Origin of the sequence: Halomonas getboli, assembly GCF_023094245.1 — a bacterium.
GTDB lineage: Bacteria > Pseudomonadota > Gammaproteobacteria > Pseudomonadales > Halomonadaceae > Halomonas > Halomonas getboli.
Genome location: NZ_JALMEW010000009.1, coordinates 47,448 through 60,537, shown reverse-complemented (window position 1 = coordinate 60,537; position 13,090 = coordinate 47,448). Strand labels below are relative to the sequence as shown.

The 13,090-nt window shown below is 70.1% G+C and carries 12 protein-coding genes; 5 read left to right on the top strand and 7 right to left on the bottom strand.

Annotation, left to right across the window (positions count from 1 at the left end; genetic code table 11):
* Nucleotides 1–136: 136 nt before the first annotated feature.
* From ssb to MYL53_RS15765, 4 genes are all read left to right on the top strand, one after another.
* Complete coding sequence (ssb, locus tag MYL53_RS15780; RefSeq protein ID WP_247854915.1) at nucleotides 137–811, top strand: single-stranded DNA-binding protein; 675 nt, start codon at nucleotides 137–139, stop codon at nucleotides 809–811.
* Nucleotides 812–971: 160 nt separating this feature from the next.
* Nucleotides 972–2,540 carry a phospholipase D family protein gene (locus MYL53_RS15775; protein WP_247854913.1) on the top strand — a complete coding sequence of 523 codons (1,569 nt, stop codon included), beginning with the start codon at nucleotides 972–974 and terminating at the stop codon, nucleotides 2,538–2,540.
* A gap of 259 nt (nucleotides 2,541–2,799) precedes the next feature.
* Entirely contained in the window at nucleotides 2,800–3,687 is an 888-nt protein-coding gene (locus tag MYL53_RS15770; protein ID WP_247854911.1) for a sugar nucleotide-binding protein, read from the top strand.
* Complete coding sequence (locus MYL53_RS15765) at nucleotides 3,684–4,451, top strand: lysophospholipid acyltransferase family protein (RefSeq protein ID WP_247854910.1); 768 nt, start codon at nucleotides 3,684–3,686, stop codon at nucleotides 4,449–4,451. The genes MYL53_RS15770 and MYL53_RS15765 overlap by 4 nt, the downstream gene beginning before the upstream one ends.
* 131 nt (nucleotides 4,452–4,582) lie before the next feature.
* Here MYL53_RS15765 and fabB read toward each other — a convergent pair whose 3' ends face one another.
* Together fabB and fabA are read right to left on the bottom strand one after the other, a co-directional pair.
* A complete protein-coding gene (fabB, locus tag MYL53_RS15760) occupies nucleotides 4,583–5,797 on the bottom strand; it encodes a beta-ketoacyl-ACP synthase I (protein WP_247854908.1) in 1,215 nt (404 codons plus the stop codon).
* A 13-nt stretch (nucleotides 5,798–5,810) separates the two neighbouring features.
* Nucleotides 5,811–6,326, bottom strand: a complete 516-nt coding sequence (gene fabA / locus MYL53_RS15755; RefSeq protein WP_016856387.1) for a 3-hydroxyacyl-[acyl-carrier-protein] dehydratase FabA — start codon at nucleotides 6,324–6,326, stop codon at nucleotides 5,811–5,813.
* 231 nt (nucleotides 6,327–6,557) lie between these two features.
* Here fabA and MYL53_RS15750 point away from each other — a divergent pair, with 231 nt between their 5' ends.
* A complete protein-coding gene (locus MYL53_RS15750) occupies nucleotides 6,558–8,435 on the top strand; it encodes a putative bifunctional diguanylate cyclase/phosphodiesterase (protein ID WP_247854907.1) in 1,878 nt (625 codons plus the stop codon).
* On the opposite strand, the gene MYL53_RS15745 is transcribed toward MYL53_RS15750, so the two are convergent.
* The 5 genes from MYL53_RS15745 to MYL53_RS15725 are packed head-to-tail and all read right to left on the bottom strand — an operon-like array spanning nucleotide 8,376 to nucleotide 13,033.
* Complete coding sequence (locus tag MYL53_RS15745) at nucleotides 8,376–8,891, bottom strand: DUF2878 domain-containing protein (RefSeq protein ID WP_247854906.1); 516 nt, start codon at nucleotides 8,889–8,891, stop codon at nucleotides 8,376–8,378. The two genes, MYL53_RS15750 and MYL53_RS15745, sit on opposite strands and share 60 nt — an antisense overlap.
* Complete coding sequence (locus MYL53_RS15740; RefSeq protein ID WP_247854905.1) at nucleotides 8,888–10,153, bottom strand: class I SAM-dependent methyltransferase; 1,266 nt, start codon at nucleotides 10,151–10,153, stop codon at nucleotides 8,888–8,890. The genes MYL53_RS15745 and MYL53_RS15740 overlap by 4 nt, the downstream gene beginning before the upstream one ends.
* A complete protein-coding gene (locus MYL53_RS15735; RefSeq protein WP_247854903.1) occupies nucleotides 10,150–10,914 on the bottom strand; it encodes a DUF1365 domain-containing protein in 765 nt (254 codons plus the stop codon). Before MYL53_RS15735 ends, MYL53_RS15740 begins: the two co-directional genes overlap by 4 nt.
* Nucleotides 10,911–12,245, bottom strand: coding sequence for an NAD(P)/FAD-dependent oxidoreductase (locus MYL53_RS15730; protein WP_247854901.1), 1,335 nt, complete (start codon nucleotides 12,243–12,245; stop codon nucleotides 10,911–10,913). Before MYL53_RS15730 ends, MYL53_RS15735 begins: the two co-directional genes overlap by 4 nt.
* The gene (locus MYL53_RS15725) at nucleotides 12,242–13,033 is read right to left on the bottom strand and encodes an SDR family NAD(P)-dependent oxidoreductase (protein WP_247854899.1); all 792 of its coding nucleotides are present in this window, start codon (nucleotides 13,031–13,033) and stop codon (nucleotides 12,242–12,244) included. The genes MYL53_RS15730 and MYL53_RS15725 overlap by 4 nt, the downstream gene beginning before the upstream one ends.
* Nucleotides 13,034–13,090 lie beyond the last annotated feature (57 nt).

Genomic DNA, 13,090 nt, shown 5'->3' with positions numbered 1-13,090 from the left:
GTATCGGCATCGGTCTTTCGCGCGCCGGTCGTGGCCCGGCGCGTTCATCTACATGCATTCGAGCGTTCCGGGAGGCCGGGTTCGTCGCCGGGGCCTGCCCGGTGGTCCGCCTTCCGACAGAATCAAGGAGTCAACCATGGCCCGTGGCGTCAACAAGGTCATTCTCATCGGCAATCTCGGACAAGACCCCGAGGTGCGCTTCACCCCGTCCGGCACCGCCGTGGCCAACCTCAACCTCGCGACCACCGATACCTGGATGGATCGCCAGAGCGGCCAGCGCCAGGAGCGCACCGAGTGGCACCGGGTGGTGATGTTCAACAAGCTGGCCGAGATCTCCCAGCAGTACCTGCGCAAGGGCTCCCGGGTCTACGTCGAGGGCCGCCTGCAGACGCGCAAGTGGCAGGATCAGAACGGCGTCGACAAGTACTCCACCGAGATCGTCGCCAACGACATGCAGATGCTCGATTCGCGCAGCGGCGAGATGGGCGGCGGCCAGCCGGGTGGCTTCGGCGGCGGCCAGCCGCGCCAGCAGGGCGGCAACTATGGTCAGCCCCAGGGCGGTCAGCCGCAGGGCGGCGGCTTCGGCGGCCAGCAGCAGGGCGGCAACTATGGCCAGCCCCCGGGCGGTCAGCCCCAGCAGGGCGGCGGCTTCGGCGGTCAGCAGCAGGGCGGCGGTCAGCAGCAGGGCGGCGGTCAGCGCCCGGCCCCCCAGCCGGCCCCCAACCAGGGCGGCGGCCAGCAGCAGGGCGGCAACTTCGGCGCGCCGGATCCGGGCAGCTTCGACGACTTCGACGACGAGATCCCGTTCTAGGCTCGGCTCGTTCCCGGCGCTGTTGCACGACGCCCTGCCATGGCAGGGCGTTGTCGTTTCTATGTTGTCGTGTCTGCGTTGGCGCTGCGTGGTGGCGCAGGGACATCGTCACCGTCGATAACCGCTATGGTGGAGGGAGGTGCCGACAGGAGTCCTTGCCATGACACGATCTTTCCCGGGACGTTCGAGCCAGGCCAGCGTGTGGCTGGCCTTGGCGATGCTGCTGTGGCTGACGGGGTGCAGCCCCCTGCCGCCGTTGGAAGGGCGAAGCGAGACGCAGCAGCTGCCGGTAGCGCAGGCCCGGCAGACGGCGCTGGGCGAGATGGTGTCGCCGCTGGTGGCCCAGCATGACGACATCGACGGCTTCCACGCGCTGCGCAACGCGCGCGACGCCTTCGCGGCGCGGCTGCTGCTGGCCGAGTCGGCGGAGCGGACCCTCGATGTGCAGTACTACATCTGGCATGACGACATCACCGGCTCGCTGCTGTATCGCGCCCTGCTGGACGCGGCCGACCGCGGCGTACGGGTGCGCATGCTGCTTGACGACACCAACACCACCGGGCTGGACCACAAGCTGGCCGCGCTCGACGCGCATCCTAACATCGAGGTCCGGCTGTTCAATCCGTTCGTGATCCGCTCGCCGCGCTTCGTGGGCTACCTCACCGACTTCTCCCGCGCCAACCGGCGCATGCACAACAAGTCCTTCACCGCGGACAATCAGGCCACCATCATCGGCGGCCGCAACATCGGCGACGAGTATTTCGGCGCGGCCACGGACATGGCCTTCTCCGACCTGGACGTGCTCGCTATCGGCCCGATCGTGCAGGACGTCTCGAGCGATTTCGACCGCTACTGGTCGAGCCGCTCCGCCTATCCGGCCAGCCGCCTGATCGACTCGGCGGGTCGCGAGGGCACCGCGCGCCTCGAGGCGCAGCTCGACGAGCTGCTCGCCCAGCCCGAGGCTCGGGGCTATCTGCAAGCGCTGGAGGAGGAGCCGCTGATACAGCGACTGCGCGAGGGCCGGCTGCCGCTGATCTGGGCCGAGGCCAAGATGGTCAGCGACGATCCGGCCAAGGGCCTGGGCGAAGCCGACGACGAGGCGCTGCTGACCGGACGCATCCGTGGGCTGCTGGGGCCGCCGGAACAGGCGGTCTATCTGGTGTCGCCCTACTTCGTGCCGATGGACAAGGGCACTCGCCTGTTCACCGATCTGGAGGCCCACGGCGTCGACGTCACCATCCTCACCAATGCCCTGGAAGCCACCGACGTCGGGGCGGTGCACGCCGGCTATGCCAAGCATCGTCGCGAGCTGCTGGAGGCCGGCGTCAGGCTGTTCGAACTCAAGCGCCAGCCCGGCGCGCCGGGGCGCAGCGAGGCGGCGGGCCCCTTCGGCAGCAAGGGCGCCAGCCTGCACGCCAAGACCTTCTCCGTCGATGGAAAGCGTCTGTTCGTCGGCTCCTTCAACTTCGATCCACGCTCCGCGAAGCTCAATACCGAGCTCGGCTTCGTCATCGAGAGCCCCGAACTCGCCCAGGAGATGGCCGAGGTCTTCCGCGAAGACATCCCCGGCAACGCCTACGAGGTGCGCCTCGACGACAACGACGACCTGGTGTGGCTGGAGCGCACCGACGACGGCACGATTCGTCACCACAGCGAGCCCAACGTGGGGCTGCTGCGGCGCGGCTGGGTGACGTTCATCTCGGTGCTGCCCATCGACTGGATGCTGTAGCGCAAGGCGGCAGACCGCGGGGGCGCGGTCTGCTCGAACGACGGGGCCGGGCCATGCCTGGCCCCGTGTCTTTGGGCGCTTGCGCTGGCCGGCGGCGTGCCGCCGCTGCCATGACGGCGGGCGGTAATGGTATAGTGGCGCGATTGCCGACGGAGGGGCGTCCTGTTTCAGGATGCCCCTCCGTCATGGGTTCCAAGATGGTCGCCGTCTGGTGAGTCGTGGTCGCCGCGATCCCGACGCCCAGCCCCGAGGAGTCATCGTGAAGCTGCTGATCCTGGACGCCGGACACTGCCTGAGCCTCGCCATGGCGCGCGAGGCCAATCGCCGCACCGACGTGACACTGGTCATCGAGCCGGGCCTGTCGCCGGAGCGCCTCGACGAGGTGCGCCCCGATGCGCTGCTGATCCCGCCGCTGTCGCGCCCGCTCACCGACGCCCCGGCCGCCGTGACCGCCCACGCCGAGGCCGTGGAGGCCTGCATGATGGCCTGTCGCGAGCGGGACGTGCCGCTGGTGTGGTGCGTGTCCGATCAGCTCTACGAGGACGGGCACGAGGAGCCCATCGACGAGCACGTGGTGCCCGCGCCCCGCGACGAGGGGCTGCGGCGCCTGGTCGCCACCGGCGAGCGCATCCGCGCCGAGCTGCCGCGCCATCTGATCGTGCGCCTGGGGCCGCTGTTCGCTCTGGAAGGCGGCCACGCCTGGCTGGGCGAGCTGCTCGATACCCTGGTCAGCGGCAACGAGCTGCGCGCCGAGAACGACGTCATCTTCTGCCCGACCTCCGCCGATTCGGTGGCCATGGCGCTGATCGGCATGCTCCAGCAGCAGGGCTGCGGCGCCGATGCCTGGGGCAGTTACCATCTGGCCGGCACCGAGCCGGTCAGCGCCTACACCTTCGTGTCGATGGTACGCACCCAGCTGGCTACCCGCCTCGAAGGGCAGGGCGAGACGGTCGAGCTGGGCGGCGTCAAGGCGCTCAGCCATCACCATGACCAGCCGCTGCGCCGAGTGCTGAACTGCCGGCGGGTGCTCGACGTCTTCGGCGTTCACCAGAAGCCCTGGCGGCTCGAGGTGGGGCGCATGCTCGACATCTGGTGCCTGGCGCGCGACGACGATGCCCGCCCCGCCGAGGAGACCCGCGAGACATGAGCGTGATCCGCAGCATCATCTTCTATATCGGTTACTTCATTGCCATGCTGGTGTGCGGCGTGCTGTTCTTGCCGCCGGCGCCGCTGCTGCCGCTGCGTTCGCGCTATCGCCTGCTCAATCTCTACAACCACTTCATCATCGCCTGGTTCCGGTTGGCTTGCGGGGTGCGCTACGAGATCCGCGGCCGCGAGCGGCTGCCCGAGGGCCCCTGCGTGCTGTTGTCCAACCATCAGAGCGAATGGGAGACCGTCTACCTGCAGCTGCTCAAGCCGCCGGTGTGCACGGTGCTCAAGAAGGAGCTGCTGAGCATCCCGATCTTCGGCTGGGGGCTGCGGCTGCTGCACCCCATCGCCCTGGACCGCTCCAAGCCGGCCCGGGCCATGAAGCAGGTGCTGACCCAGGGCAAGGCCCGCCTCGAGGAGGGACTCTCGGTGCTGATCTTTCCCGAGGGCACGCGGGTCGAGCCCGGCAAGCGCCGCCGTTACAACAAGAGCGGGGCGGTGATCGCCTGCCGCGCCGGCAAGCCGGTGGTGCCGGTGGCGCACAACGCCGGGGAACGCTGGCCGGGCCGCCACTGGGTCAAGCGTCCCGGGCGGCTGACGCTGGTGGTGGGCGAGCCGATCGAGACCGTTGGCCGCACCCCGGAAGAGGTGCTGGTCGAGACCGAGGCCTGGATCGAGGCGCAGCTGGCCGAGATCTCCGAGGTGCCGCGCCCCCGCGACGAGAGCGCCGCGGCGAGCGTGGGGGAAACGGCAGCGAGCTGACCTGCCCCGGCCGCCAGCCGGGCATGCCAGGCATGAAAAAAGAGAGGCGCCCCGCGGGGCGCCTCTCTTTATATGTACCGCTGGATATGTACCGCCGCGGCGCTCGTTCAGGCCGCGGCGATGAGCGCGGGTCAGTCGCGATACTTCTCCAGCACCAGGCAGGCGTTGGTGCCACCGAAGCCGAAGCTGTTGGACAGCACGCGCTCGACCTTGGCGTCGCGGGTCTCGGTGACGATGTCGAAGCCGTCGGCCTGCTCGTCCAGCTGCTCCACGTTGGCAGAGGCGGCGATGAAGTCATTCTCCATCATCAGCAGCGAGTAGATCGCTTCCTGTACACCGGTGGCGCCCAGCGAGTGGCCGGTCAGCGACTTGGTGGAGCTCATCGCCGGCGTGGAGTCGCCGAACACCTCGCGCACCGCCTTCAGCTCGGCGACGTCGCCGACCGGGGTGGAGGTGCCGTGGGTGTTGATGTAGTCGATGTCGCCGTCGACCGTGGCCATGGCCTGGCGCATGCAGCGCACCGCGCCCTCGCCGGACGGGGCGACCATGTCGACGCCGTCGGAGGTGGCGCCGTAGCCGACCAGCTCGGCGTAGATCTTGGCGCCGCGGGCCTTGGCGTGCTCCAGCTCCTCGAGCACCAGCATGCCGCCGCCGCCGGCGATGACGAAGCCGTCGCGGGCCTGGTCATAGGGGCGGGAGGCCTTTTCGGGCGTCTCGTTGTAGTGGGTCGAGAGCGCGCCCATGGCGTCGAACAGGCAGGACAGCGTCCAGTGCTCTTCCTCGCCGCCGCCGGCAAAGACCACGTCCTGCTTGCCCAGCTGGATCTGCTCCATGGCGCTGCCGATGCAGTGCGCCGAGGTGGCGCAGGCGGAGGAGATGGAGTAGTTCACGCCCTTGATCTTGAACGGCGTGGCCAGGCAGGCGGACACGGTGCTGCCCATGGTGCGGGTGACCCGATAGGGTCCCACGCGGCGCAGGCCCTTCTGGCGCATTACGTCGGCGGCTTCGACCTGGTTGGCGCTGGAGGCGCCGCCGGAGCCGGCGATCAGGCCGGTGCGCTCGTTGGAGACCTGCTCCGGGCTGAGGCCGGAGTCCTCGACCGCCTGGGCCATGCTGACATAGGCGTAGGCGGCGGCGTCGCCCATGAAGCGGCGCAGCTTGCGGTCGACCAGGGCGTCGAGATCGATGTCGACGACGCCGGCCACCTGGCTGCGGAAGCCGAGCTCGGCGTATTCATCCTTGAAGCGAATGCCTGAGCGCCCGGTGCGCAGGGCGTCGAGAACCTGTGTTGCGTCGTTGCCCAGGCAGGACACGATGCCCAGGCCGGTGACTACCACTCGTCGCATGGGAGCCTCCTGATCAGAAATTCGCGGTGGAGGTGAACAGGCCGACCCGCAGGTCATTGGCCTGATAGATGTCGCGGCCGTCGACGGACACGGTGCCGTCGGCGATGCCCAGAATCAGGCGCCGGGTGATGATGCGCTTGATGTTGATGCGGTAGGTCACCTTCTCGGCATCCGGCAGGATCTGGCCGCTGAACTTGACCTCGCCGCAGCCCAGGGCGCGCCCGCGGCCCGGGTGACCCAGCCAGCCCAAGTAGAAGCCGACCAGCTGCCACATGGCGTCGAGGCCCAGGCAGCCCGGCATCACCGGATCGCCGGGGAAGTGGCAGTCGAAGAACCACAGGTCCGGGCGGATATCCAGCTCGGCGATCAGTTCGCCCTTGCCGTGTTCGCCACCCTCTTCATGGATGTGCGCGATGCGGTCGAGCATCAGCATGTTGGGTGCCGGCAGTTGGGCGTTGCCGGGGCCGAACAGCTCGCCACGGCTGCATGCCAGCAGTGCTTCGCGATCAAAGGAATGTTGCTTGGTCACTGAATCGTTCCGAGTGTCGAGATGGTGGTATGCCGTACCGAAACGGCATGGGCCGCCCTGGCGGCCCCGCCTAGTCTACTGTTCGTGCTCTTTGAATGCACGCCGGCCAAAGTAGGGGGATTCTCCGACGCCCGGGGTACAGTTATGTCCGCATCGGTCGATAGACGTTGGAGGCGATTCTCCCGCGCCGGGAGGACATCACATTCACGTCGACGAGTCGAGGCCGAAGCCATGTGGCCCGTGCTTTCCCTGAACCGCCCGCTGCTGTGGCTTGCCCTGGCCGCGGCATCGGCCAGCGTCTGGCTGCCCGACCTCGGGCTGCGCCTGGCCGCCGTGCTGATCGCCGCGACCGGGCTGTGGGACGCCTGGCGCCAGGTGCGCCTCGAGCGTCTGCGCTCGCGGCTGGGCCAGGAGGCGCTGACGGTGACCGAGGAGGGCGTGATCGTCACCGACGCCGCCAATCGTATCCTGGCGGTCAATCCCGCCTTCACCCAGATCACCGGCTACGAGCAGGCGGAGGTGCAGGGGCTGAACGCTGCGTCACTGGCCGCGCCACGTCACGATTCGGCCTTCTTCGAGCGCTACTGGCAGACCCTGCAGAGCACCGGCCGCTGGGAAGGCGAGATCTGGAACCGCCGCAAGCAGGGCGACGAGTACCCCGAGTGGCTCAAGGTACGGGCCGTCAGCGACGAAAGCGGACGGGTGCGCCACTACGTGTGCCTGTTCTCCGATATTTCGCTGCGCAAGGCCCGCGAGCGCGACCTGCGTCGCATCGGCTTCGAGGACCCCCTGACCGGACTGCCCAATCGACGCCGCCTGCACGACCTGCTGACCTCGCGGCTGCGCCACCTCCAGGCCGGCGAGAGCCTGGACATGGCGATGCTCGATATCGATGGCTTCAAGGAGATCAACGACGGCCTCGGCGTTGAGCTCGGCGACCGTTTGCTGGCGCGCTTCGGCGAGCGGCTGGCGCGCCAGGTGGCCGGCGGCGTGGTGGGGCGGCTCGGCGGCGACGAGTTCCTGGTCATCCGCACCACCACCTTCGACGACCATGAGCAGTGGGTGGCCGGCCTGCAGGCGCATCTGGGCGAGCCCTTCGAGCTCGACGGCCATTCGCTGCGCCTGGGCCTGACGGTGGGCAGCTGTCGCGCACCGGAAGACGGCCGTGAATCCGGCGTGTTGTTCCAGCGCCTGGAGTCGGCCCTCTACGCCGCCAAGCGCAACGGCCGCAACCACTGCCTGCGCTTTCGCCCGTCGCTGGACGTGCAGGAAGCGCCGCGTCTGGCGCTGGTCAACGAGCTGCGCAACGCCCTGGCCACCGGCGGGCAGCTGGAGCTGCACTACCAGCCCCAGTACCGCCTCGCCGACGACGGCCTGGCCGGGCTCGAGGCGCTGCTGCGCTGGCGCCATCCCCGCGACGGCATGATCTCGCCGGGCGAGTTCATTCCCCTGGCCGAGCGCCACGGCCTGATGGCGGCGCTGGGCAACTGGGTGATCGACCACGCCCTGGCCCAGATGGCCCACTGGCGCCGCCAGGGCATGCCCGAGGTGCCGGTGTGGATCAACATCTCGGCCATGCAGCTGTTCCAGGGCGACCTGGAGGCGGCGCTGGCCGCCGGCCTGGCACGCCACCAGGTGTCGGCGCGGCGGCTGGGCCTGGAACTGACGGAATCGGTGCTGCTCGACGAGCGCGCCGGCGACGTGGCCCCGCGCCTGGAGGCCTTGCGCGAGCGCGGCCACCCGGTGGCCATCGACGACTTCGGTACCGGCTATTCGTCGCTCGGCTATCTCAAGCATCTGCCGCTGGACAAGCTCAAGCTCGACCGCGCCTTCGTGCGCGCCCTGCCGGACGATCGCGCCGACGCCGCCATCGTCGATGCGGTGCTGGCCATGGCCAGGGGGCTGGCGTTGGAGGTGGTGGCCGAAGGCGTGGAGACCGCCGCCCAGCGCGACTTCCTGCGCGCGGTGGGCTGCGAGCTGGTGCAGGGCTTCTTCTACGACCGCCCGCTGACCGTGGAGGCGCTGGAAGCGCGCTGGCGCGAGCAGGCCTTAGTCGGAGTGAGTGAGACCGCTTCGTCGGCCGAGTCGTTGGCTCAGCCACAGGCATAGCGCCGCCCACGCCAGCGCCTCGGCGGCCAGCAGCCAGGGGGCGAGCGTGACGCCGGACAACGCGGCGCCGGCATAGTAGGACAGCGGCCCGCTGGTCGCCCCGCCGGCCGCCGCCAGCCAGGGATGGCGCCACAGCCAGGCCAGGGAATGCTGCAGCAGGGTGGCGAACAGCGGCCACAGCAGCCATAGCCATAGCGGTAGCGGCCCGAGCAGGAAGGTCTCAGGCGGGAAACGAAAGCCGCCGGCCAGCGCCAGGCCGCCGTCGACGACCAGCCCCAGCGCCGCGAAGCCCGCCAGCCAGCGCCACTCCCCCGGCCGCGCCTGCCAGCGCAGATGCGCCGCGATCACCCCGCCCGCCACGACGAGTCCCACGAGGCTGCCGCCCAGCACGCAGGCCAGCCAGCCGAGCTGGAAGCCGGCCAGGTTGGCCAGCGCCCGCCAGACCGCTCGCCTCACACCGCCCCCGAGAGCGGCGCCGGCCGCGCGCCGGGCTTGGCCAGCAGCAGCTGGCTGGTGCCGATGGTGCGCTCCAGGAAGCCGCCCTCGCAGTAGCACAGGTAGTAGCGCCACATGCGGATGAAGCGCTCGTCGTAGCCCAGCCGGCGCACGGTCTCCAGGTTGGCCTCGAAGCGGTGGCGCCACTCGCGCAGGGTGCGCGCATAGTGCTGGCCGATCTCGTCCAGGCCCACCAGGTTCAGCGAGGTGTGCCGGCTCAGGCCGTCGAGGATGACGCGGTGGGAGGGCAGGAAGCCACCCGGGAAGATGTAGCGTTTGATGAAGTCCATCTCGCGCTTGGCGGCCTCGTAGCGCTGGTCGCGAATGGTGATGGCCTGCAGCATGGCCAGGCCGTCGTCGGTGAGCAGCCGGTCCAGGGTGGTCAGGTAGGTCGTCAGGTACTGGTGGCCGACCGCCTCGATCATCTCCACCGAGATCAGCCGGTCGAAGCGACCCTCCAGTTCGCGGTAGTCGCGCTTGAGCAGGGTGACGCGATCCTCCAGCCCCTCCTCGGCCAGCCGCCGGGCGGTGTGGGCATACTGCTCGTCGGAGATGGTGGTGGTGGTGACCCGGCAGCCGCGGGTGCGGGCGGCGTGGATGGCCAGCCCGCCCCAGCCGGTGCCGATCTCCAGCAGGTGATGATGCGGGCGCACGTCGAGGCGCTCGAGCATCAGGTCGAGCTTGTGGGTCGAGGCCTCCTCGAGGCTGGCGCCGGCGCGGGGGAAGACGGCGCTGGAATACATCCAGTGGCGGCGGTCGAGGAAGGTCGCGAACAGGTCGTTGCCGATGTCGTAGTGGGCGGCGATGTTGCGCCGCGAGCCGCTCAGGCTGTTGCGCTGCAGCCGGTAGAGCGCGCCGAGCAGCCAGCGGCCGAGGCCCGCCAGGCCGCCTTCCATCTCGCCGTTGACCCGCTCCAGGTTGGCGGCGAACAGCCGCACCAGCGCCACCGGATCGTCGGCGTCCCAGTCGCCGTCCATGTAGGCCTCGCCGGCGCCCACGGTGCCGCCCAGCGCCATGCGCCGCCAGGCCCGCGAGTCGCGCACCACCAGGGTCACCGAGAGCGGGCCGCCGCGGCCCAGACGGTGGCGCTGATGGCCCTCGATCAGGGTGATCTCGCCGCCTTCCAGACGGTCCAGCCGGGGCAGCAGGCGAGCCTTGAGCCAGCGCGTCAGGCGGTCGCCCTCGGCCGGCAGTGGACGGGCGTTGGCGGTGCGTGTATTCACGGCGAACTCTCCTGATGGCGGGGATGGTCGTGGACCGGGACGCGCTTGAGCCACAGGCGCAGGGCCTCGAAGTGGATGCCGGCGACGGTCTTCAGCGCCATCGCCGGATGGCGGGCCAGGGTGGCCAGCAGCACGCCTCGGGTCGCCGGGCGCGCTTCCAGGCTCAGGGTGGCGTCGAAGTGGCGCTCGTCGCCGCGCCAGGTCTCCATGTTCAGGTTCAGGCGTTCGCCGGGACTGTCGAAGCGCCAGCGGTAGCGCATGTCCATGGGGTTGAACGGCGAGACGTGCATGGCCTTGTCGAACTCGGCGCGATGACCGTGGCGCCGCGGCTCGACCCGGCAGGCGTAGGTGGTGCGTTCGCCCCAGGGCGTGTTGCTGACCTCGCCGAGCAGGGCGCGCAACTCGCCGCGGGCGTCATAGGCGTAGTAGAGCGACACCGGGTTGAAGCCCACGCCCAGCGTGCGCAGCTGGGTGAGCAGGCAGATGCGGCCGTCCGGGGCGTCGCCCAGCAGCCGCGTCAGCTCGGCGCGCACGGCGTCCTTGAGCGGCCGGTCGTGGGGTGCCAGGTAGTCCTCGCGGCGGAAGCGGGCCAGCGCCGGGCGCCGGGCGCTGAAGCCGGGCACGCCGTCGAACAGCTCCGGCAGCTCGTCGAGGTCGAGCCAGGCCATCCACAGCCGGTAGCGGAAGGCGTGGGCGCGGGGCAGGAAGCGACGATGGCGCAGCCAGCCGCGATAGATGCGCGAGCGCGGGGCCTGGATCATGCCGGTACCTCCGTGGCCGCCCGGGCGCCGGCCGGCGCGTCGGGATCGCAGCCCAGCGCCCGGGCGACCCGCAGTGCGCTCCACACGCCGTCCTCGTGGAAGCCGTTGCGCCAGTAGGCGCCGCAGAAGTGGGTGCGCCGGGCCGGCCCGGAGATCTCGGCGTGGCGGGCCTGGGCGTTCATGCCGGCGAGGCTGAACTGCGGATGGGCGTAGGTGTAGCGCCCGAGTACCCTGGCCGGATCGATGCTGTCGCCGTCGTTGAGGGTCACGCAGAAGGTGTGCGGCGCCTCGAGGCGCTGCAGGATGTTCATGTCGTAGGTCACCGAGACCCGGGCATCGTCGCCGCGGCCGTCGAGCCGGTAGTTCCAGCTCGCCCAGGCGCGCCGGCGGCGTGGCAGCAGGCGGGTGTCGGTGTGCAGCACCACCTCGTTGTCGTGGTAGGGCAGGGCGCCGAGGATCTGGCGCTCGGCGGGGCTGGCGTCGTCGAGCATCGCCAGCGCTTGGTCGGCGTGGCAGGCCAGCACCACCTGGTCGAAGCGCTCCTCGCCGGCGTCGCTGCGGACGTGCACCCCGTCGGCCTCGCGGCGCAGGCCGCGTACCGGCGTGGCCAGCCGGATGCGTTCGGCGTAGGGCGCGGTCAGCGCCGGAATGTAGGCCCGCGAGCCGCCGACCAGGGTGTACCACTGGGGACGCTCGTTGACCGACAGCAGGCCGTGGTGATGGAAGAAGCGCACGAAGAAGCGGGCCGGGAAGGCGCGCAGCTCGCCGATACTGGCCGACCAGATCGCCGCGCCCATGGGCAGCAGGTAGTGGCGCTGGAAGCCCTCGCCGAAGCCGCCGGCATCCAGGTAGTCGCCCAGGGTCAGGTCCGCCGGCAGGCGGTCGTCGACGATCGCCTGGGTGGCCTCGCGGTTGAAGCGCAGGATGTCGCGCAGCAGCCCGTGGAAGCTCGGCCGCAGCAGGTTCGACCACTGGGCGAACAGCCGCGGCAGGCTGTGGCCGTTGTACTCGAAGTCGCGGGCCGTCTCGTGCACCGAGAAGCTCATCTCGGTGGCCTGGCTCTCCACCCCGAGGGTCGCCAGCAGACGCCGGAAGTGAGGATAGGTCCAGTCGTTGAAGACGATGAAGCCGGTGTCGATGGCGTAGTGACGGCCCTCGAGCTCGACGTCCATGGTCGCGGTGTGGCCGCCGAGACGGGTATCGGCTTCGAACAGCGTGACCTCGTGGTGCCGGGACAGATACCAGCCGGCGGTCATGCCGGCGATGCCGCTGCCGATCACCGCGATGCGCTGGCGGCCCTGGGGAGAAGCGGGAGTGGCGAGCGACGTCATGACGAAGCCTCCGTGTCGGTGCCGCGGGCCAGGCGCCGCCCGAGGCGGAAGCGCAGCCCCGGTGGCAGGATGCCCAGCAGCTTCAGCGGCAGGGTGAAGCGGCGCGGGAAGTGGATGTCGAGGCGGTGGGCTTCGAGGCCCTCGAGGATCGCCTCGGCGGCCTGATCGACGCTGACTCGCATCGGCATCGGGAAGTCGTTGCGATCGGTCAGCGGCGTCTTCACGAAGCCGGGATGAATGAGGCTGACGTCGATGCCCTCGCCGGCCAGATCGAGGCGCAGCGATTCCAGGAAGTGGCTGAGCGCGGCCTTGGAGGCGCCGTAGGCCTCGGCGCGCGGCAGCGGCAGATAGGCCGAGGCGCTGGAGGTGGCGGCCAGCAGCGGCCGGCCGCCTTGGGCCCTGGCCTGACGCAGCAGCGGCAGCGCCGCTTCCACGCCGTGCAGGGCGCCGAAGAAGTTGGTGGCGAAGACGCGCTCGATCAGCGCGGCGTCGAAGCGGCCGGCCTCGAGATATTCGCAGGTGCCGGCGTTGAGGATCGCCAGGTCGAGGTGGCCGAAGCGGGCGGCGATGCGGTCGCCGGCGGCCAGCACGGCAGCCCGGTCGCTGACGTCCAGCGGCAGCAGCAGGGCGTTGTCGCGGTCGCCGGCCAGTTCCTGCAAGGACTCCTGTCGGCGGGCGCTGAGCGCGACCCGATGGCCCTGATCGAGCAGACGCAGGGCAAGGGCCCGGCCGATGCCGGATGTCGCGCCGGTCAGCCAGATGCAGCGGGTCGTGTGGGGTGCCGTCATGTCGTCTCCTCGCGTCCTGCGATGTCGCTTATCGGGGATACGCGGGCGACGGCCTTC

Bases quoted from the DNA above. Each gene is read 5' to 3' on its own strand.
- MYL53_RS15730 (WP_247854901.1), bottom strand. From the start codon at position 12,245: ATGACGTCGCTCGCCACTCCCGCTTCTCCCCAGGGCCGCCAGCGCATC.
- MYL53_RS15750 (WP_247854907.1), top strand. From the start codon at position 6,558: ATGTGGCCCGTGCTTTCCCTGAACCGCCCGCTGCTGTGGCTTGCCCTG.
- MYL53_RS15725 (WP_247854899.1), bottom strand. From the start codon at position 13,033: ATGACGGCACCCCACACGACCCGCTGCATCTGGCTGACCGGCGCGACA.
- MYL53_RS15765 (WP_247854910.1), top strand. From the start codon at position 3,684: ATGAGCGTGATCCGCAGCATCATCTTCTATATCGGTTACTTCATTGCC.
- MYL53_RS15775 (WP_247854913.1), top strand. From the start codon at position 972: ATGACACGATCTTTCCCGGGACGTTCGAGCCAGGCCAGCGTGTGGCTG.
- ssb (WP_247854915.1), top strand. From the start codon at position 137: ATGGCCCGTGGCGTCAACAAGGTCATTCTCATCGGCAATCTCGGACAA.
- MYL53_RS15735 (WP_247854903.1), bottom strand. From the start codon at position 10,914: ATGATCCAGGCCCCGCGCTCGCGCATCTATCGCGGCTGGCTGCGCCAT.
- fabB (WP_247854908.1), bottom strand. From the start codon at position 5,797: ATGCGACGAGTGGTAGTCACCGGCCTGGGCATCGTGTCCTGCCTGGGC.